The 20257-nt window shown below is 59.4% G+C and carries 15 protein-coding genes; 8 read left to right on the forward strand and 7 right to left on the reverse strand.

The features are described 5' to 3' along the window. Window positions 1-6: 6 nt before the first annotated feature. From FJU08_RS02645 to FJU08_RS02665, 5 genes are all read left to right on the forward strand, one after another. Entirely contained in the window at window positions 7-468 is a 462-nt protein-coding gene (locus tag FJU08_RS02645) for a tripartite tricarboxylate transporter TctB family protein (protein ID WP_141147413.1), read from the forward strand. Window positions 469-488: 20 nt separating this feature from the next. Beyond that, window positions 489-2015 (forward strand): tripartite tricarboxylate transporter permease, encoded by a 1527-nt coding sequence (locus tag FJU08_RS02650; RefSeq protein WP_141147414.1) that lies wholly within the window; start codon window positions 489-491, stop codon window positions 2013-2015. A gap of 113 nt (window positions 2016-2128) precedes the next feature. Then, a complete protein-coding gene (locus FJU08_RS02655; protein ID WP_141147415.1) occupies window positions 2129-3754 on the forward strand; it encodes a fucose isomerase in 1626 nt (541 codons plus the stop codon). Between the two features lie 115 nt (window positions 3755-3869). Further along, complete coding sequence (locus FJU08_RS02660; RefSeq protein ID WP_141147416.1) at window positions 3870-5507, forward strand: FGGY-family carbohydrate kinase; 1638 nt, start codon at window positions 3870-3872, stop codon at window positions 5505-5507. 328 nt (window positions 5508-5835) lie between these two features. Beyond that, a complete protein-coding gene (locus tag FJU08_RS02665) occupies window positions 5836-6840 on the forward strand; it encodes a LacI family DNA-binding transcriptional regulator (protein WP_141147417.1) in 1005 nt (334 codons plus the stop codon). A gap of 291 nt (window positions 6841-7131) precedes the next feature. Here FJU08_RS02665 and FJU08_RS02670 read toward each other — a convergent pair whose 3' ends face one another. Continuing rightward, a complete protein-coding gene (locus tag FJU08_RS02670; RefSeq protein WP_141147418.1) occupies window positions 7132-7872 on the reverse strand; it encodes a hypothetical protein in 741 nt (246 codons plus the stop codon). A 334-nt stretch (window positions 7873-8206) separates the two neighbouring features. Here FJU08_RS02670 and FJU08_RS02675 point away from each other — a divergent pair, with 334 nt between their 5' ends. After that, complete coding sequence (locus FJU08_RS02675; RefSeq protein WP_141147419.1) at window positions 8207-9202, forward strand: DMT family transporter; 996 nt, start codon at window positions 8207-8209, stop codon at window positions 9200-9202. 23 nt (window positions 9203-9225) lie between these two features. Here FJU08_RS02675 and FJU08_RS02680 read toward each other — a convergent pair whose 3' ends face one another. The 6 genes from FJU08_RS02680 to FJU08_RS02705 form a co-directional block, all read right to left on the reverse strand. Then, window positions 9226-10113, reverse strand: coding sequence for a carbohydrate kinase family protein (locus FJU08_RS02680; protein WP_141147420.1), 888 nt, complete (start codon window positions 10111-10113; stop codon window positions 9226-9228). Beyond that, window positions 10110-11147, reverse strand: coding sequence for an ABC transporter ATP-binding protein (locus FJU08_RS02685; protein ID WP_141147421.1), 1038 nt, complete (start codon window positions 11145-11147; stop codon window positions 10110-10112). The genes FJU08_RS02680 and FJU08_RS02685 overlap by 4 nt, the downstream gene beginning before the upstream one ends. Next, the gene (argH, locus tag FJU08_RS02690; RefSeq protein WP_141147422.1) at window positions 11147-12661 is read right to left on the reverse strand and encodes an argininosuccinate lyase; all 1515 of its coding nucleotides are present in this window, start codon (window positions 12659-12661) and stop codon (window positions 11147-11149) included. The genes FJU08_RS02685 and argH overlap by 1 nt, the downstream gene beginning before the upstream one ends. Before the next feature lie 3 nt (window positions 12662-12664). Next, window positions 12665-13522 carry a carbohydrate ABC transporter permease gene (locus FJU08_RS02695; protein ID WP_141147423.1) on the reverse strand — a complete coding sequence of 286 codons (858 nt, stop codon included), beginning with the start codon at window positions 13520-13522 and terminating at the stop codon, window positions 12665-12667. Then, on the reverse strand, window positions 13519-14391 hold the full coding sequence (locus tag FJU08_RS02700; protein WP_407943668.1) for a carbohydrate ABC transporter permease: 873 nt from the start codon (window positions 14389-14391) through the stop codon (window positions 13519-13521). Before FJU08_RS02700 ends, FJU08_RS02695 begins: the two co-directional genes overlap by 4 nt. A gap of 97 nt (window positions 14392-14488) precedes the next feature. After that, entirely contained in the window at window positions 14489-15739 is a 1251-nt protein-coding gene (locus FJU08_RS02705) for an extracellular solute-binding protein (RefSeq protein WP_141147425.1), read from the reverse strand. 268 nt (window positions 15740-16007) lie between these two features. On the opposite strand from FJU08_RS02705, the gene FJU08_RS02710 reads away from it, so the two are divergent. Together FJU08_RS02710 and FJU08_RS02715 are read left to right on the forward strand one after the other, a co-directional pair. Next, the gene (locus tag FJU08_RS02710) at window positions 16008-17228 is read left to right on the forward strand and encodes an ROK family protein (protein ID WP_141147426.1); all 1221 of its coding nucleotides are present in this window, start codon (window positions 16008-16010) and stop codon (window positions 17226-17228) included. A gap of 11 nt (window positions 17229-17239) precedes the next feature. Continuing rightward, window positions 17240-19642 (forward strand): PIG-L family deacetylase, encoded by a 2403-nt coding sequence (locus FJU08_RS02715; protein WP_141147427.1) that lies wholly within the window; start codon window positions 17240-17242, stop codon window positions 19640-19642. Window positions 19643-20257: the final 615 nt, after the last annotated feature.

Raw genomic sequence — 20257 nt, forward strand, 5'->3', positions numbered from 1 at the left:
GAATCAATGAGAAAATACAATCTTTTGGTGGCGCTCGTATCCGTAGTCTTTGGCCTCGCCATCTTCTGGTTCTCTCGTAATCTGACGACCGCCAATGCCGACGGTGTTCCCGGAGAAGCCTTCTGGCCGCATCTGATCGCCTGGCTGATGATCGGACTTGGCGTTCTGCAGGTGATCGAGGTTGTCGCATTCCCCGCGATCAATGCCGGCCGCGACGTTCAATTCGCCACACCTGGCCATTTGTGGGCCTATCTCACCGCCTTCATCGCGATCTGCGCCGCGGCCCTGATGGTCTGGGCCGGTTTCGTGATCGCAGCCCTGATCCTCATGCCACTGATCATGATCATCATGGGTGAAAAGAGACCTCTCGTCGTCGGCCTCACCACGGTCATCGCCGTCGGCGTCATCTGGTTCTTCTTCGTGCATATTTTCAATATCACGCTGCCCACCCTGTGGTTCCTCGAATAGGCTGCTGAAGGGATAAGATCATGAACGATATTCTACAGGCAGCAGCCGTCGTCTTCAGCTATCAGGCGCTGCTCGTCATCATTCTCGGCACGGCTGCCGGCATTGTCATCGGCTCGCTTCCGGGCCTCACCGTCAATATGGGCATCGCGCTTTTGATGCCGCTGACCTTCACCTTCCAGGGTCTGGAAGGCATTTTGATGCTGCTCGGCGTCTATTGCGGCGCCATTTACGGCGGCTCCATCAGCGCCATTCTGATCAACACACCCGGCACCCCCGCCTCGGCTGCAACCGTTCTTGACGGTTATCCGATGACGCTGAAGGGCGAAGCCGGACGTGCGCTCGGCCTTTCCACCGCAAGCTCGATGTTCGGCGGCCTGTTTTCCGCCGTTGCGCTGGTCATCATTGCGCCACAGCTTGCCAAGGTTGCCACCGGCCTTTCCGCTCCAGACTATTTCGCGCTCGGTGTCTTCGGCATCTCGATCATCACCTCGGTCTCGTCACAATCGGTGATCAAGGGGCTGATCGGTGGTTGCATCGGCCTGTTCATCGCCACGATCGGCCTCGACCCAATGACCGCCGGCATGCGCTTCACCTTCAACTCCTATTATCTGATGGGTGGCATTTCCTTCGTTCCGGTTCTGGTCGGCCTGTTCGCCTTCTCCCAGGCGCTGCTCGGCATCGAGGAGAACTGGAAGGAACGCAACAACCCGAGCAACCGCAAGGTCAACACCAAGATCAAGCGTGTTTTGCCAAGCTGGCTCGACTTCCGCCGCGTATTGCCGACCTATTTCCGCTCGGCTGCCATCGGCACGGCAATCGGCTCCATCCCGGGCACGGGCGGCGATATCGCCTCCTTCATCGCCTATACCGAGGCCAAGCGCTGGTCGAAGCATCCGGAAGAATTCGGCAAGGGCTCGATCGAGGGAGTTTCCGCCCCTGAAGCCGGTGCCAACGCCGTTGCCGGTGGCGCCATGGTGCCGCTGATGACGCTCGGCATTCCCGGTGACGGCGCGACCGCCATCATGATGGGCGCCTTCATGGTGCAGGGCCTGCAGCTTGGTCCGCTGCTCTTCACCGAGCATCCGGTTCAGGTCAACACCATCTTCATCGGCCTGTTCGTCGCCAATCTGGTCATGGGTATTCTCGGCTTTTCGAGCATCCGGCTCTTCACCCGCGTCATGTCGGTTCCGCGCAAGCTTCTGGTTCCGATCATCCTGGTGCTGTGCATGGTCGGCTCATACTCGGTCAACAACACCATGACTGACGTCTTCGTCATGATGTTTGCCGGTGTCTGCGCCTATGTGATGCTGAAGCTCGACTTCTCGATGTCGCCGATCATCATCGGCATCATTCTGGGGCCGATGATCGAGGGCAATCTACGCCGCTCGCTGATCATGTCGGATGGCGATTTTTCGATCTTCGCCACCAGCCCGGTCTGCGCCGTCTTCCTGGTGATCGCACTCACTACGCTGACGCTGCCGATCATCGGACCGAAGATCAAGGCTGCCCGCAGGGCCCGCAAGGCGGCGGCTGAAGCCCAGTCATAACAGCAATTCCCGGCTCCGAGCCCATATCGGAGCCGGCCTTAACAAACCGCGCGACCGGCCGGAAGACAACGCCAGGCAGCGCGCAACCCAACGGACTGAAAAGGACACACACGATGGCTAATGGTCCCCATATTCTCATGGTGGCAAGCGGCGATCTTCGCGAGAGCGCCAATGTCAAGTGCTGGCCGGCGCAGAAGGACCTCGAAGACAAGCTGACCGCTGCGATTGCAGCGCTCGGCGGCTCGGTCGAGCGCGCCCATGCCGTCAAGGCCGATCTCGGCCACGGCTTCATCGCCACGCAGAAGGAAGGCCTCGAAGTCTTCGCCAACATCGACAAGAAGGCACCGCTGATCGTTGCCGAAGCCGTGTGGCAGTATTCGCTGCACGTACTGCCCGGTCTGATGTCGCATGAAGGCCCGATCCTGACGGTTGGCAACTGGTCGCCGACCTGGCCGGGTCTCGTCGGCCTTCTGAACCTCAACGCCTCGCTGACCAAGGCCGGCGTCGACTATTCCTCGCTCTGGACCATCGACTTCAAGGATGAATGGTTCCTCACGCGCCTGGAACAGTGGATGAAGACCGGCAAGGTCGATCAGGACTATTCCCACGTCCACGCCTACACGTCCTCGACCAATGAGAAGGCTGTGTCGCTGGCGAAGGACATTGCCGCCGACCTGAAATCGCGCCGCACCATCATGGGCGTTTTCGATGAAGGCTGCATGGGCATGTACAATGCCATCATCCCGGATGAGCTGCTCTTCCCGCTTGGCATCTTCAAGGAACGCATGTCGCAGTCGGCGCTCTATTACGCCACGACCCAGGTTCCCGATGCCGAAGCGCAAGAAGCCTTTGACTGGCTGGTTGCCAAGGGTCTGAAGTTCCATTTCGGCACGGATGGCAGCCAGGATCTGACACCGGAACAGGTTCTGATCCAGTGCAAGATGTATATTGCCGCTGTGCGTCTCGCCGAACAGTTCGGCTGCGAAGTGATCGGCATCCAGTATCAGCAGGGCCTGAAGGATCTGCTGCCCGCCTCCGACCTCGTCGAAGGTCTGCTCAACAATGCCGACCGTCCGCCGGTCAAGGGTATTGATGGCAAGATCATCCGTGAGGGCAAGCCGGTCGTTCACTTCAACGAAGTCGACGAATGCGCCGGTCTCGATGCTCTGATGACCAACCGCATCCATTCAGCACTCGGCCAGCCGGTTGAAACCACGCTGCATGACATCCGCTGGGGCGGTGAAGATCCGACAGGCACGACCAATGAATATGTCTGGACCTTCGAGATCTCCGGCGCGGTTCCGGCAGCGCATAACGAGGGCGGCTATGCCGGTTCCTCCTCCATGCGCCAGCCGCCAATGTTCTTCCCCGCTGGCGGCGGCACGCTGCGCGGCATTGCAAAGCCCGGCGAAATCGTCTGGTCGCGCATTTTCGTCAAGGACGGCAAGCTGAACATGGATATCGGCCGCGGCAAGGCGATTGCGCTGCCGGAAGAAGAGACCGAACGCCGCTGGAAGCTCACCGATTATGCCTGGCCGATGATGCATGGCGTGATCTACGGTGTGTCCCGCGATCAGCTGATGGCACGGCACAAGTCGAACCACATTCAGGTTGTCTACGCCAATGACGCGGAAAGCGCTGATCTGGCCATGGCTGCCAAGGCAGCGCTTGCTGCCGAGCTTGGCATGACTGTCAGCCTTTGCGGCACGGCCAAGGATGGCAGCCCGCTGAAGGGCTGAGACTGAAACAGATCAAGATCCCCTGCCCGGTTCTGCCGGACAGGGGCCATGAAGAGCAGAAGCGCCGGGGGCCACAGCGCCATGACCGCGTCGGATTGGGCAGGAGAACAGGCATATGGGTAATCACTTCATCGGCGTCGACGTCGGAACCGGCAGCGCGCGGGCAGGCGTTTTTGACGAAAAGGGCCGCCTGCTGGGCGTCGCCAAGAAAGACATCACCATGTGGCGGGCCGAAGGCGGCATCGTCGAACAGTCCTCGGATAATATCTGGGATGCAATCTGCTATTGCACCAGAACGGCGATCGCTGAAGCCGGGATCGACCCCGCCACCGTGCGTGGCCTTGGCTTTGATGCCACCTGCTCGCTCGTCGTACTGGACGAAAAGGGCGCGCCGCTTGCCGTCGGCCCGTCGGATGACGCCAACCGCAATATCATCGTCTGGATGGACCATCGCGCCATCGATCAGACCAACCGCATCAATGCCAGCGGTCAGGATGTGCTGCGCTATGTCGGCGGCAAGATCTCGCCGGAAATGGAAACGCCGAAGCTTTTGTGGCTGAAGGAAAACAAGCCCGATATTTTCGCGGCCGCCCGCTATTTCTTCGATCTGGCCGACTTCCTGTCCTGGCGCGCGACCGGATCCGAGGTGCGCTCGGTCTGCACCGTGACCTGCAAATGGACCTATCTCGCCCATGAGAAGAAATGGGATGTGAATTATTTCAAGGCGGTCGGCTTGGAAGAGCTGGCTGAAAACGATTTCGCCCGCATCGGGTCGGACGTTGCCGATATTGCTACCCCGCTTGGCAATGGCATTTCCGAAGCGGCAGCCGCCGAACTCGGCCTTGTTGCCGGTATTCCGGTCGGCGCTTCGCTGATTGATGCCCATTGCGGCGGCATTGGCACCTTTGCCTGCATCGGCCCGAATGGTGAAGACCTGCCGCCGGCAACCCAGATGGCACTGATCATGGGTACCTCTGCCTGTGCCATGACGCTGGCTGACGAAGCCAATTTCGTTGATGGCGTCTGGGGCCCCTATTACGGCGCCATGGTGCCTGGCTACTGGCTGCTGGAAGGCGGACAGTCGGCCTATGGCGCAGCCCTCGACTATCTGCTGACACTGCATCCTGCCTATGGCGCGATGAAAGAGAAGGCCGCGCAGGCCGGTATGGCCCTGCCCTTTTATCTGGAAAAGCGGGCAACGGAAAAGGCAGGCTCGCTGGAAGCCGTTGCCGGCCTTGCCCGCAATCTCCATGTCGTGCCGGAATTCCTCGGCAACCGCGCGCCCTATGCCGACCCGGAGGCAACCGGCGTCATCAGCGGTCTGACACTGGACAGTTCCGAAGACAGCCTGATCAGGCTTTATGTCGCGGGACTTTGCGGCCTCTGCTACGGCACACGCCAGATCATTGATGCGGAAAAGGCCAAGGGCCTGCCGCTCGAAACGCTGGTCGTCAGCGGCGGAGCAGCCCAGAGCCCGCTTCTCAGGCGCATTCTGGCCGATGCTACCGGCATGAAGGTTGCCCTTCCCGAAACCGTCGAACCTGTCCTTCTGGGCGGCGCGATTATCGGTGCGGTTGCAGCCGGTTTTTATGCCGATCTTCAGGATGGTGCGGGCAAAATGTCGGCGATCAAGGAGATCAGCGAGCCGGCGGGCGGCGAGAATGCGAAACTGCATGACAAGAAGTTTGCCGCTTTCGCAGCGCTCCAGGATGCCGATCGCAAGATCCGCAAGGCGATGAAAGACGAGGCGTAAGCGCCTCGTTTCATGACGATTTCGGTTTCTATCCTCCCATCGGAAACCGAATGACGGCCGGCGACGGAGCAAGGTGTATTTCGCACCCGCTCTGGCGCTTCCGTCCGAAATTCATGTCGGGCCAAAAGCTTCGACAGCACAGCAGATAGTCGTGATTTATACCTTTGATCCAGGCATTTTTCGTTTTGCAATTTCTGTTCAACTGCTACCACTGGTATCGGGAAGAACCGGTGCAGGAAGGCGCAATCGTTTCATTTTGAACGATTTTCGCGGAAGAGACATGCGACGGGGTGGCGCAAAGATGCCCCACCGGGAATGAGGGGGTTTAATGGCCAAGACGATATCGGAGATCGCGGAAGAAACAGGTTATTCGCGCACCACTATCACCATGGTGCTGAGCGGTCGCGCCTCCGAATACCGCATCAGCGAACGCGCTCAAAACATCATCAATGCCTATGTCGCCGAGCATGGCTACACGATCAACCAGACAGCACGCAATCTCAAGACCAAGCGCAGCCACACGGTTGGTTTTATTGCGCCGGATATCGCCAACGCCTTTTTCGCCCGGATCATGGCGCATCTGGAGGCCCATTGCCGCGCCGAAGGCCTCGTTCTTATCACCACGTCGAGCCTGGAAGATCCCGAGGTCGAGGCCCGGGCGCTGAACAGCCTGCTGGCCCGCGGCGTCGACGGGCTTGTCATGGCGCCTTGCGCCCCGCGCCTGCCGGAGCCGGGCCGCAAGCGCGGCAAGAACACGCCGCTGGTACTGATCGACCGTGCCTATCCCGACGACCACGTGCCGGTCATTTCCAGCAACCACGAGGCCAGCGCGCGACGGATTACCCGCGAGATCATCGATGCTGGCGCCCGGCAGATCGCGTTCCTCTGCGGCCATCCGGAAAACCCCAGCATTCAGGATCGTGTCATCGGCTTTTATGGCGCCGGCGGCGAGGCTGGCCTTGCCCGTGACCAGCTACGCGTACTGACCGCGCGTGACGACAGTGTCTCGGCCGGACGGCAGATGATGAAAGCCCTGTTTGGCGATGCCCTGGAACCACCATCGGCGATCCTGTGTTCATCGCTTCTGGTGCTGGAAGGCGCGCTGCAATTTTTCAAATCCGAGCATGGCGGCATTCCCGCTGATCTGATCATCGGCACTTTCGACTATGACGGCCTGCTCGACTTCATTCCGAATACCGTTCTGGTCGTCAAACAGGATGAAGAAGCCCTCGCCGATGCCGCATTCCGCGTGCTGCTCAGGCAGATCAACGGCCGCAAGGATAGCGAAGCAACCCGCTCCATCCTCGAAACCAGTCTCGTCCGCCTCGGCTGAACGGCAAAAGCCCGGCGCATAGGCCGGGCTCAGACTGCTGACAAACCTCGCCCTGTTGTTCGACGTCATGCCTGTGCTCGTCACAGGCATCCAGCCGACGCGCGTCCGCGCGGCGAAAGAACTTTTCTATTGAATAGCCTTACCAAACTGGATCCCCGTGACAAGCACGGGGATGACGACGGAGAGAGCGGCTATTCGACTTCAAACATGCAACCTGAATCGCTTTGTCAGCAGTTTGAGCCCGGCGCATGGGCCGGGCTCCCTCAATCTTCACCTGGTTCAGGCACCCGCTCAGTTGCTGAGCGAAACCGAAACGCTGAATTTATCGAAGATCGTACCGACCATCTCGCAAGGGGCGGTGAAGGGCACGCCACCGCACAGCGAACCGGTGGTGATGAAGGAACCGGCCTTCAGCATGCCGATCTTGTCGTCGCCTGCCAGCGCGTAATCAATCACCGGCTTCACGGCATCGCCGAAGGGATGCTTTGCCGGCTTGTTGTAGATTTCCGTGCCATTGGCAGTCAGAACCAGCGGTGCGCCATCAACCACGGCACCGCCATCAAAGCGTTCCGTGCCAATCACATAGGCCTCACCGCTCAGATTATCGGCAAGCTGCGCCCAGGCGGTGGCCTTGGGCTGATTGGCAAAACGCGAACCAACCACTTCCATACCGAAGACGAAATGATCAATGGCGGCCAGAACAGCGGCTTCGCCCTCTTTTGCCATTTCCGGCGTAACGGTCTTGGCGAGATAGAAGCCCAGTTCGAACTCAATGCCAATCAGGCCGAGTTTGGGCAGCTTCAGCGCTCCGCCAGTCTTGACGACGCGATCGGCATAGATCACCGAAGCGACGGCCTTACCCTCGCCATTGATGGCAACCTTGAAAGCGCCTGGAGTCTGGCCACGGCCTTGCATGACTGCGAGCTGGACGTCAACGGCCTCATCCGGGGTGATCGATGCAAAGGCCTCCTGATCAATGAGAGCACCATCCTCATAGGCCTTCAAAAGCATGCTGGTATAATCTGCGGTCACGGAAATCTCCTTGAAATGTCGCCGTCAGCGCCATTGCTGCGCGGTGGCCGGCAGTCGCCGACGTCTCTCCCCTTCGGGAAAGGGCATAGCAGTTTTTAGCCTCACAGATGAACCGCAAATCGCCTTGGCTCCTTGTTTTATCGCAATTGAATCATAAGCTTTAGAGAAGGCGGACAGACAGAAAGAAAGACGAATGTCGAGCTTTGTCATTTTGCATATCAGACGCGCAGGATCGGGCGTCGTCAGTCTGTATGGCTTGATGTAAGGCAAGAATAAACAAGGCGCTTCTTCAATTTCCCGATCGTCTCCGGGCGCGCAATGACAGGCAAATCCTATGCAAACCGAATCATCCAGCGACACCGCATCCTCACGGCTTGGCGAGCACACGCTCAAAGGCGTCATCCTCGGCTTCGCCTCCTTCGCCTGCTTTTCCTACAGCGATGCCAGTGTCAAGGCGATCGAAGGCGGGTTGCCGCCTTATGAGTCGGCCTTTTTCGGTGCAGCCTTTGCTCTTCTTGCCCTGCCGTTCCTGATGCAGCGCGGCGACCGCTGGAGCGACATCGTCCGCACCTCCAACCGGCCGCTCTGGCTGTTGCGCTTCATCGCCTATCCGATTGGCGTGATTGGCAGTGTCACTGCCTTCACCCATCTGTCGATGGCGGAAGCCTTCGTCCTGATTTTCCTGCAACCGGCCTATGTGACCGTCATTTCGGTTTTTGCACTGAAGGAACAGGTCGGCCTGAAGCGCTGGTCGGCGGTCATTGTCGGCTTTATCGGTGTGCTGATCGTTCTCAGACCCGGTTTTCGCGAATTGTCGATCGGTCATCTCGGCGCCATCTTCGCCGGTCTCGGCGGCGCGATCTCGGTGGTCACCTTCCGCGCGTCCAGCACGGATGAAAAACGCATATCGCTGTTTGGCGCAGGCATTCTCGGTGCCATCATCGTTTGCGGCGCGCTGATGCTGACCAACTTCAAAATGCCCGACACCAGCGAATGGATGTATCTGGCAGGCTATGGCCTTATTGCCGCCTTTGCCAATGTGCTTTTGATGCAGGCTGCTCTCTATGCACCGGCCGCCTATATCGGGCCGACGCAATATTCTCAGATGCTCTGGGCCATTCTGTTTGGCTACCTGTTCTTCGGCGATCATGTCGACGGACCGATGCTGGCTGGCATCGTGCTGATCGTCGGTGCCGGCATGCTGACCCTGATGCGGGAACGCCAGCGCAACACGCCGCTGCCGCCACCCATTCTGGCTGGCAACTCGCAGGCACCGATTGCCCTTTCCGACGATGAGATGGAAGAGGCAGAGACAGGCCACAAGGCCTGACCTGAGCCACCGTGCTGCGTGGCTTACCGCGGGACAGCGCCACCGGTCACCTGCACTGCCCGGCTTCCCGACCGGACGGCTGCAACAAGACAGGACTCAATCGCCTCACCGCGCATCCAGCTGTCGATAAAGCCTGCATTGAAGGCATCTCCGGCACCGGTCGTGTCAACCACGCGCACCTCTTCCGCCGGTACGGCCAGCCGCGCCTGGTCGGTCGCGACAAGTGCCCCCGACGGCCCTGCCTTGAGTGCAACAACGGGGAAATAGCGTGCCAGATGCTCCCGCATCGCCTCGGCCTGCGCCTCCCCGGTGATTTCACGCGCTTCTTCAAGATTGGGCAGGAAGATATCGACACCCTTGCATTTTTCGATCAGCATCGGATCGCGGATCAGATCATCATCCCAGCTTGGATCGAGCGAGACCGTCAGTCCCGCATGCTTGGCGCGCGATACCAGATCCGGAATTTCAACAAGCGTTGCATATTCGGCGATATGAAGATGGCCGGCCCGTGGCCAGGCAAGCGCCGCATCAAGTGTCTCAGGCTCTGCCCGCCCTGCCCGCCGGGTCAGGAAGGCACGCTCTGAGCCGATCACCGAGGCAACGGTGATCTGCGGTCCGGCGTCAAAGGCACGTTCGATGAACCCCGTTTCGATGTCGCGGACAACGATTTCCTGTTCCACCGCCTTTGACAGCGTGTCATTGCCAAGCCGCGCGACAATGGCCGTATCACGCCCAAGATCGCGCAGATGGGCCGCTGAAATAAAGGCCCCGCCGCCGGCAGCGATTGTCAGATCATCGGCAAAAACCTCACGGCCGAGCACCGGCAGACGATCGATCCCGGTGAAGATCAGATCGCAATAGAGCCTGCCGACGCAGAGCACCGCCTGCATATCGTCATTCACGCTGTTCATTTGCGGCCCAGGCTTTTCTCGGTTTTGGCATCAAAGAGATAGAGCTTGCCCGGCGCGACCGTTGCTGTGACAATGCTGCCAACCTTTGGGGCCAGGTTTCCGGGTGACGTAGCGATGACCGGCGTGCCGCCGACCAGAAGGTGCACCATTGTCTCAGGACCGAGCGGCTCAACGGCTTCAACCATGCCTTCAAGCGTCAGGATTGCCGGTCCCGCAGCGCCGACCAGAAGATCATGCGAGCGAATGCCGACCAGAATATCACCGCCATCGGCAAGCGACCGGCCCTCATCCCCAAGCGTTGCCGCCGGCAGCATGTTCATCGACGGCGAACCGATGAAGCGGGCCGTAAACACATCCGCAGGCGCCTCATAAAGCTCGGTCGGCGTGCCGGTCTGCAGAATATAGCCGTCACGCATGACGACGATCCGGTCAGCCATGGTCATCGCTTCGATCTGGTCATGGGTCACATAAACCGTCGTCGTCTTCAGTTCCTGATGCAACTTCTTGATTTCAATACGCATCTGGGCACGAAGCTGGGCATCCAGATTGGACAGCGGCTCATCGAACAGGAAGGCCGACGGATTGCGCACCATCGCCCGGCCGATGGCAACGCGCTGACGCTGACCGCCGGACAAAGCTGCCGGTCGGCGTTCCAGAAGCTCGCTCAGACCGAGGATTTTCGCGGTCTCGTCAATCCGGCCATTCTTCTCCGCCTTGGTCATCTTCGCCGTATAAAGACCAAAACCGATATTCTGCCTAACGGTCAGATGCGGATAGATTGCATAATTCTGGAAAACCATGGCGATATTGCGCGCTTTGGGTGCACGCTCGTTGACGATCTCGTCACCAATGACCAGATCGCCGCCGGAGATCTCCTCAAGCCCGGCAATCATCCGCAATGTCGTTGACTTGCCGCAGCCGGACGGGCCGACAAAAACAACGAACTCGCCATCTTCAATCTTCAGGTCGATGCCGTGAACCGCTTCAACCTTCTCATAGCGCTTGACCAGTTTTTGAAGTTCGATCGCCGCCATTACCCTTCTCCCCGCAATGCCTGAAAGCGTTTTTCCAATTCGACCGATGCAGCTTTGACATGCGCCTGATTGGCCGCGATCTTGTCGGTGAAGTCACCAAGTGCGCCGTCATAAATCGCAAGCGCCTCGCCAAGCGGTTCAGCGGCCGGTCCACCATAACGCTTGCGCACGGACACGAAATATTCCGGCGATACAATCTCACGGAAGGCGGCCTCATCCAGCGTTGCAGTCCGCCCGGCATGATCTTCAAATGCCTTCAGGAAGGGCTTGTAACCTTCTGCTGTCAAAGAACTTTCCGCCTTGACGACGGCGCGCGCCACGTCAGCGGCAATCTCATGCGCCACGCGGAAGGATAGGCCCTCGCGGCGCACCAGACTATCGGCAAGCTCGGTGATGGTGATGCAGGACCGGTCGAGATTGGCCGCCACACGCGGTCCGTTGACCTTTACCTGCGCGATAAAGGCCGCCAGAAGATCCAGCACCCGGAAAGCACAGTCGAAGGTCTGAAAGCCCATCGTCTGGGTCTCACCCTCGCTGTCATTCATATCGGTAAAGGGCGTGTTGTGCATGATGGTCAATACGGATTGCGCCCGGCCAACAGTCTGGCTCGACAAATGACGCATATGTTCAATCGGCACTGGATTGCGCTTTTGCGGCATGATCGACGAAATCTGCACCAGCGCATTCGGTACGTAGAGCTGCGAAACCTCGAAACTGGTCCAGAACTGAAAATCCTGAATCAGCCTACCGAGATGAAGGAAGGTCAGCTCGATCGCCGAATAGGTCGCCGTCGTATAATCAACAGCGGCAATGCAGCTGTAGGAATTGCGCAAAGGTGCGGCAAAACCCAGCAATGAAGCCATGAGCTGACGGTTAATCGGAAAACCCGACGTGGTGATCGCCGCCGCCCCCATGGGAGAAAGATCAACGATCTTACGCGCTTCCAGCATGCGCTTCATGTCACGGATCAAGACCTCGATGGCGGCACCGAGATAATGACCAAAGGTTGTCGGCTGTGCCGGTTGTCCGTGGGTATAGGCAACAATCAGCGTCGCCTTTTCGCGTTTCGCCGTATCAATCATCGCGCCAAGCAGCTTTGCCGCCTTGCCGAGAAACAGATCGATCCGGCCGCGCAGCGCCAGCTTGAACAGCGTATGGTCGATATCATTGCGTGAGCGCGCGGTGTGCAGCCTGCCGCCGAGGTCGGCCCCCAGCCGGGACTTCAGTTCCTTTTCGATCAGAAAGAAGAAATCCTCCACCTCGCCGGTATATTCGAGCTTTGACGGATCAACCTCGGCATCGATCGCCACCAGCGCATCTGCGATCCTTGCGGCTTGGCCGGGTGACAAGATGCCGGTCTCGGTCAGCATGACCAGATGCGCCCGGTCGATAGCGCGGAAGCCTTCGACGAAATAGGTCTTCGCCCCGTCAAAAAGCGACTTCAGCAGCGTCTCCTTGTAGACAGGATCAGGAAACCGGCTGGTATCGCCGGAAGATGGATTATCGACTGACATGGTTTAACCCTTGACGCCGGCGAGCATGACGCCGCGCACAATGTAACGCTGAAAAATGAGGAAGACGAGCAGGGTCGGAATGGTGGCAATCGCCGCCCCCGTCATGATCATCTCCCACTGGATCTGGGCTTCGACGGCAAAGGAGGACAGCCCGACCGGCAGCGTATAAAGCTCGCTCGATGTCGTGACGATCAGCGGCCAGAAAAAGGCCGTCCAGTTGCCGAGAAAGGTGAAGATGGCGAGTGCTGAGAGCGCCGGTGCCACAAGCGGCATGGCGATCTTCCACCAGATGACGAATTCATTGAGGCCATCGACCCGCGCGGCTTCCATGAAATCATCCGGCACGCCTTCAAAGAACTGTCGCATCAGGAACGTTCCGAAACCGGTCATCATGCCAGGAAACATGATCCCCCAATAACTGTCGAGCCAGCCGAGATTGGCCGACATCAGATACCATGGAATGACCAGCATTTCCGTCGGGATCATCAGCGTCGACAGGATCGCCAGAAAGATGAAGCGGCGGCCGCGAAACCGGAATTTCGCCAGCGTGTAGCCGACGAGACTGTCGAAAAACACGTTCGAGCAGGTAACGGCAACAGCGACAATCATCGAGTTGACGAACCAGCGCAGAAACGCGGTTTCCGTCAGCACCTTGATATAGTTGGCAAAGGTCGGGTGTGCCGGAATGAGGCGCAGATCGTAGACATCCGCGCCCGGCTTCAGCGAGGTGGAAAACATGAACAAGAGCGGCGTGATCATGATGATCCCGCCAATCAGCAGCAGGGTCCAGGCGAGAATGCGGCCGGGGCGCATTCGCGACCGATAACGGGAGAACGCGTCTGTGCGGGCTGTGTCGGTCATGACTTGTCCCTCAATATCCAGAGCTGCAAAAGCGAGATCACCAGAAGAATGGTGAAAAGAACAACGGTCTGCGCTGCGGCATAACCCATCTGATAGGACGAGAATGCCGTCTGGTAGATCATCAACACCAGCGGCTTGGTGGAGCCAAGCGGCCCGCCGGGATCATTGCTGGTCATGTTGTAGACCTGATCGAAGATCCGCAGAAAGGCGATCGACGACATGACGACAAGGAAGACCGTCGTCGGCTTTAAAAGCGGTAGCGTGATCTTCCGCAGGATCGCCCATTCGCCGAGCCCGTCAATCCGGGCCGCTTCGTAAAAGGTCGTCGGAATGGCCCTGAGCCCGGCCATGAAAATGATGATCTGAAAGCCAAGCCCGGCCCAGATCGCCGTCACCATGATTGCTGGCAAGGCCTGGCTGGTGGAACGCAGGAAAGGCTGCTGAGGGATCCCCAAAAGGCCAAGCACATCATTGATGATGCCGATTGGCGCCGGCTGATAGAACCAGCGCCAGACCCAGGCCATGGCGGCAGCCGTCGTCAGATAGGGCAGGAAATAGAGCGCACGGATGAAACCGTGGCCAAAACGCACCCGGTCGAGAAAGAAGGCGATGGTGAAAGACAGCACCAGCGAGATCGGCGTTCCGAAGATCAGATAGGCAAAGGTGTTTTTGAACACCTGCCAGAATTTCGGATCGGCAAACAGCTTGGCGTAATTTTCAAAACCGATGAATTTCGGCTTGCGCATCAGATCCCAGTCCGTCAGCGACAGCCGGAAAGCGTCGATGGTCGGATAGAACCGGATGATGGCGTAAAACAGAACCGGAAGCGCCAGGAAACTCCAGACCCAGACGAGGCGCTTCGTATGCATTGAAAAGCGGTCGCTGAACGCGGTCCCGCCGGGGCGGCCCGCTGCCGCCCCCTTGGTTATCCTGGCCTGTTCCGGCATGGCTTTTACCGCTCAGCCATTACTGGGCTTCATCAATGATGGCCTGTTCGGCCTTGGCGGCTTCGGCAATGCTGTCAGCCGGCGACTGGCCATCGAGCAGAACCCGGTTCGCCATATCGATCGCCACCTGGCGCTGCCCCGCCTCATCGACGAACAGTGTCGTATGGGCATAATCCAGCCCCTTGAGGAACGGTGCATAGATCGGATTGGCGAGATTTTCCTCGGTAAGCGCTGCTTCGCGCCGCGCCGGCAGTTCGCCAACCGTCTTCAGCCAGATCTGCATGGCTTCCGGCGAGCTCAGATAGGTGAGGAATTTTTCCGCTGCTTCCAGCTTTTCACCCTCCACCTTGGCGCCGATGCCATTGGCAAAATAGCTGGCATAATTGGACCGCGTGCCATCAGCATTGGCAGGCAGTTCGGTGACGCCCCAGTCGAAATCAGTGATTTGACCGAATGTGCCCAGACGGAACGTGCCGTCAATGGTCATGCCGGCCTTGCCGCCCTTGAAGGCTGCCTGGGCCTCATCCATGAAGCCGGACTGGCCGATCTTTTCCTTCAGCTGCAGGTCAGTGTAAAACTGCAAGGCTGCGGTGCCTTCCGGGCTGTCATAGGTGACCTTCCTGTAGTCATCCGTATAGGGAACGCCGCCATACTGGCGCACCAGAACCTCACGCCACCACTGGTGATCCTGACCACCCATATCGAGCGCCATGCCCTCGGTGGTGATATTGCCAGCATCATCATATTTCACGATCGACTTGGCAGCCGAAACCATGTCGTCCAGCGTCTGCGGCGGTGCGCTCGGGTCGAGACCGTTTTCCTCAAACAGTTTCTTGTTGTAGAACAGCGCCAGTGAACGCACGGCCGTCGGCAGGCCGTAATATTCACCGTCGCGCTTCATCGCCGTGACGATCGGGAAGAAATCCTTCTCGATTTCAGCCTGCGGGAACATATCCTCCGGCAGCGGCTGCAAAAGGCCGCCAGCCTTGAACTTGTCCAGCCAGCCATAGAAAAGCTGCATCACATCCGGGCCCTTGCCGGCCATATTGGCCGCGACAATACGGGTCTGGTAATCGGCATAGGGGAAGGTCACCTGCTTGACGGTAATGTCCGGATTGGCCGCCTCGAAATTCTCGATCAGCTGGTCCATCGCCTTGACACGAGTCTCATAGATATACTGCCAGTATTCGATCTCGACAGCATTGGCCGCGCTGACGGACAGCATGCTGATGCCGGCCACCAGGCCAGCGAAAAGGGTCGCTTTGCGCATAATCTTCTCCGCTTCCCGCGGCAAAAGCCTGCGGGCATTGTTCCCGTTTGGCCGCTCACCGCGACGGATGACAGCCGTTGATCATTTGTTTTTGAAAAGGCGCGGTTTTCCGCTTGCCTCATTCGAGCGATCCTGTTTCGTCCCTCCGCTCGCACTTTACGGTTGCCCGACTTCACGGCTTTGTCAATAACATAATCTAATTGAATTAATCTATTGACGATAGAACGGAGCCAAATCACACTGCAGGGCATAGCGAAACGGAACAGCGATGAACGAGAGACTGCCGCCTCAACCGCAATTTGCCATTGGCAACAATCCTGAACGCAACCGCGAGCATAACCGCCGCGTCGTGCTGGATATCGTGCGCCAGAACGGCATGCTGGGGCGCATGGAGATTGCCCGCCTGACCCAGCTGACAGCACAGGCGGTTGCCAATATCGTCGATGAACTCGTCAGCGATAACCTTTTGATGAATACCGGACGCAGGCGTTCCGGGCGCGGCCAGCCGCCAATCCAGTTCGCTGTCAATCCCGAAGGCGCTGCAACCATCGGCGTCGAGATCGCCACTGACCAGATGGTGACGACGGTGCTCGATCTGACCGGCGTCGTGCGTTATCGCCGCATGATCGCGCTGGCTGACACGACACCGCAGCAATGCCTGCCCGTGTTCGCAGCCGAGGTCGAGCGCGCCAAAGGCGCCATGCAATCCCCCTTGATGGGCGTGGGAGTCGTCATGCCGGGCCCTTTCGGCATTGAGGGCATGAGTTTTGTCGGTCCGACAACCCTGCCCGGCTGGGCGGGCCTGGATGTGAGGGCTGAACTTGAGGCCGCCTGCGGCCACCCGGTGATCCTCGAAAATGACGCCAATGCCGCGGCCGTCGGCGAGCGGCTATTCGGCGTCGGCCGCACCGTCTCGAATTTCTGCATGATCTATTTCGGTACCGGCCTTGGCCTTGGCATGATTCAGGAGGGCGCGCCCTATCGCGGCGCCTTCGGCAATGCCGGCGAGATCGGCCATGTCATGGTGATGCCAAAAGGCAGGCTCTGCCCCTGCGGCCAGCATGGCTGCCTCGAGCGTTACGCCTCGGTTCATGCGCTTCACGAAAAATTCGACACGGCCGGCCGGCCGCGGCCGCTGATCGACCAGATCGAGGCGCTTTACGACGCCGCCGACCCGATCATCACCGAATGGCTGGACGAGGCCGCCGAGCACCTTTCCACCATGGTCGCCCTCCTGGAGAACATCCTCGATCCCGAGACGGTGATCTTCGGTGGCGCACTTTCCGACCGGCTGATCGATGCACTGCTGGACCGCCTGTCGCATCTGCCGCTGTCGGTTGCCGGTCGCCGCTCGCGCGCCCTGCCACGCGTCATGCGCGGCACGACCGGCCAGTATACGGCCGCGCTCGGCGCAGCCGCGATGCCGCTTTTCGAAATCCTGACACCTAAACTGGAAACGTCGCCGCCCGGCCAAGAGGTGGCATTTTAGACGGGGAACCCATGCTCTCACCGCGCGAACGCATTGAACGCCAGAAGGCCTCACCGGCTCTGATCCGCCTCTACCGTGCTCTCATGCGGTTAAAATCGCCGCTGACAATGATGAATACCGGCGCCCATCCGGATGACGAGAATTCCGCACTTCTGGCCTATCTCAGCCTCGGACTCGGCATGCGGGTGATTGTTGCCTGCTCGACCCGCGGCGAAGGCGGGCAGAATGTGCTCGGTCCCGAGCGGATCGGCGCACTGGGTGTGCTCAGAACCCGGGAGATGGAAGAGGCAGCGCGCGAACTTGATGCCGATATTCACTGGCTCGGTCACGGCCCTGATGATCCGGTACATGATTTCGGCTTTTCCAAGGATGGCGACGGCACGTTCGGCCGCTGGGGCGAGGAACGCATTGTCGAGCGTCTTGTGCGTGCCTATCGCCTTGAAAAGCCGGATATCGTCGTGCCGACCTTTCTCGATGTGCCCGGCCAGCACGGCCATCACCGCGCCATGACGCGCGCGGCAGAAACCGCGATTGCGCTGGCCGCCGATGACAAAGCCTTCCCGGAGCATTTTGCTGAAGGCCTCGCCCCCTGGACGGTCGCAAAATACTACCTTCCCGCCGTTTCGGGTGCAGGCGGAACCTATGATGACGACCTGCCACCACCGCCGGAAACCCTTGTGGTTGCAGCGCCTGAGCTGGATGCAGCAACCGGGGCCGCCTATACGCGCATCGGCGAATGGTCGCGCTATTACCATGCCTCGCAGGGCATGGGTCGCTGGCCGGATTCCGCCTATGATATCTGGCCGCTACACCTGAAAATCGGCCCTGCCGGGCCGCGCGCGGAACAGACGATTACCGACGATCTGCCGACTTCGCTCGCCGATCTTTCAATGGGAGATCGAGACGTCGAACAGGCACTGACCGCCGCCGATGATGCAATCGCCGGGGCTATTGCCGCCTTTCCCGACAAGACTTCCATCATTGCCAGGCTGGGCGAGGCCGCAGCACATATCGAAAATGCACTGGCACTCGCCTCGGCACCGATGACGGAAGCGCACGGACATCGCCTGAAGCGCAAACTTGCCGAGATCGATGCCGCAATCTTCGAATGCGAGGCCTTGTTCTTTAAAGCCTATATGGACTGCGAGACCATCGCCCCGGACGGGGTCGCCACGCTTTCAGTGATTGTCAACGAGCGCGACATGCGCGATTTTGAAATCACACCGCTCTTGCCACAAGGCATCAGTGTGACCCGGACCGAACAGGTCGGCGAGACGTTTGAATTCACCCTTTCCGCCACACAAAGCGCACCGCTTTCCAGACAATACGCTGCGGCCTGGTCATCGATGGGCGGCAATGGTCCGGTCAGCATCAGACTTTCAGGCACCGTTTCCGGCCGCGTGGTCAGTGCACACTATGATCTGGAAACTCCGCTTGCCGTGGCTCCGGCGAATTCACTGACACTGAAACCGGAAGCCCTGCTGATCGCGACGGAGAATATCCCCGGAAGTATCACCTTCAGCGCAGAACTCTCCGGCCCAGCCTGGAATGCGGCAAACCTCACCTTCGATCCACCGCCCGGCTGGATGATTGCAGGCACGGAGACCGGCTTTGCCATCAGCCCACCGAAAGATCTTGCCGCAGGACTTGTCGAAATCAGCCCGCTGGTGGCCGGCAGCCCCGCCGCCAATATCGCGCCAATCGCCTATCCGCATATCGGCCGCACCCGCTTCATCCGGCCGGAAGTGCTGAAGGTTCTGTCGCTTGACCTGAAACTGCCCGAGGCTGCACGGATTGGCTATATTGGCGGCGGTGCGGACCGGGTCGGTCTCTGGCTGAAACGCATGGGGCTTGACGTCACCGAGCTTGATGCCACCGCCCTTGGCGGCGACCTGTCGCACTATACAGCAATCGTTGTTGGTATTTTCGCCTTCGGCACACGGCCGGATCTGGCCGCTGCAACGATGCGGTTGCACCGCTATGTCGAAGATGGCGGCCATCTGGTGACACTCTACCATCGCCCTTCGGATGGCTGGGACCCGCAAACAGTCCCGCCGCGCCCCATCAAGATCGGCACGCCATCGCTCCGCTGGCGCGTAACCGATCCCAATGCTGAAGTGCGCATCCTCGACCCGAACCATCCGCTTGTCACCGGACCCAACCGCATAGGACCGGATGACTGGAAAGGTTGGGACAAGGAACGCGGCCTCTATTTCGCATCCACCTGGGACGCAGCCTATACGCCGCTTATGGCCATGCATGACCCGGAGGAGCAGGCCTTGCTTGGCGCCCTCATTTCAGGCCGCATCAGCAAAGGGCGCCACACCCATACAAGTCTCGTTCTCCACCATCAGATGGATAAACTCGTTCCAGGCGCCTTCAGGCTGATGGCCAATCTCGTTCAACCAGCCTGATGCCGAGGCCCGCAGGCCTCAACAAGACGGACCCCAGCCCGGACAGCGCGCAGACAGCACCCTAACACGGCGCATATCGCACTGTCCGGCAAGACGTTCTGTCGTGAAGAGGCCGAATGGTTACACAGTCGTTTCGAGCCTGCCGCCGATGGTCTGCGTCGATTGCGCAGCGTCAGAAGACGCCATCGCCTCTGCATAAGACGGTGGCGCGGTTTCCCGCCCGGCACCAGCCGCGACCGCTTCTTCATATGACGGCGGCCGGCTCCCCTGCCCGGCACCTGCAGCGACGGCTTCTTCATATGACGGCGGCGGCGCGGTCGGAGTGCGGCCGCGAGAAGCTGCACGCTGACCTTCCGCATAGGGACCAGCCATGCCCTGTCCGCCATTTTGCGCAGCGCGCCGGCCCGAGCCATTTATCATAGCCCGATAATGAGCAACCAGCCCCCGGTTCAACCTCTCTTGATTTCGCGCTGCGCGACCGGGCGTCGCTGGCGTACCGACAGAACTCCGCCGGTACAATGAAAAAATTCCTCCAACACCAATACTCATATTTAGCTCCTTTACAGTCAGATAATGATTGACAATATTGCTGCTGAGCCAAATATAATAAAATAG

Source organism: Martelella alba (assembly GCF_006516955.1).
GTDB lineage: Bacteria > Pseudomonadota > Alphaproteobacteria > Rhizobiales > Rhizobiaceae > Martelella > Martelella alba.

Coding starts and splice junctions, on each gene's coding strand:
- FJU08_RS02645 (WP_141147413.1), top strand. CDS start 7: ATGAGAAAATACAATCTTTTGGTGGCGCTCGTATCCGTAGTCTTTGGC.
- FJU08_RS02650 (WP_141147414.1), top strand. CDS start 489: ATGAACGATATTCTACAGGCAGCAGCCGTCGTCTTCAGCTATCAGGCG.
- FJU08_RS02655 (WP_141147415.1), top strand. CDS start 2,129: ATGGCTAATGGTCCCCATATTCTCATGGTGGCAAGCGGCGATCTTCGC.
- FJU08_RS02660 (WP_141147416.1), top strand. CDS start 3,870: ATGGGTAATCACTTCATCGGCGTCGACGTCGGAACCGGCAGCGCGCGG.
- FJU08_RS02665 (WP_141147417.1), top strand. CDS start 5,836: ATGGCCAAGACGATATCGGAGATCGCGGAAGAAACAGGTTATTCGCGC.
- FJU08_RS02675 (WP_141147419.1), top strand. CDS start 8,207: ATGCAAACCGAATCATCCAGCGACACCGCATCCTCACGGCTTGGCGAG.
- FJU08_RS02680 (WP_141147420.1), bottom strand. CDS start 10,113: ATGAACAGCGTGAATGACGATATGCAGGCGGTGCTCTGCGTCGGCAGG.
- FJU08_RS02685 (WP_141147421.1), bottom strand. CDS start 11,147: ATGGCGGCGATCGAACTTCAAAAACTGGTCAAGCGCTATGAGAAGGTT.
- argH (WP_141147422.1), bottom strand. CDS start 12,661: ATGTCAGTCGATAATCCATCTTCCGGCGATACCAGCCGGTTTCCTGAT.
- FJU08_RS02695 (WP_141147423.1), bottom strand. CDS start 13,522: ATGACCGACACAGCCCGCACAGACGCGTTCTCCCGTTATCGGTCGCGA.
- FJU08_RS02700 (WP_407943668.1), bottom strand. CDS start 14,391: ATGCATACGAAGCGCCTCGTCTGGGTCTGGAGTTTCCTGGCGCTTCCG.
- FJU08_RS02705 (WP_141147425.1), bottom strand. CDS start 15,739: ATGCGCAAAGCGACCCTTTTCGCTGGCCTGGTGGCCGGCATCAGCATG.
- FJU08_RS02710 (WP_141147426.1), top strand. CDS start 16,008: ATGAACGAGAGACTGCCGCCTCAACCGCAATTTGCCATTGGCAACAAT.
- FJU08_RS02715 (WP_141147427.1), top strand. CDS start 17,240: ATGCTCTCACCGCGCGAACGCATTGAACGCCAGAAGGCCTCACCGGCT.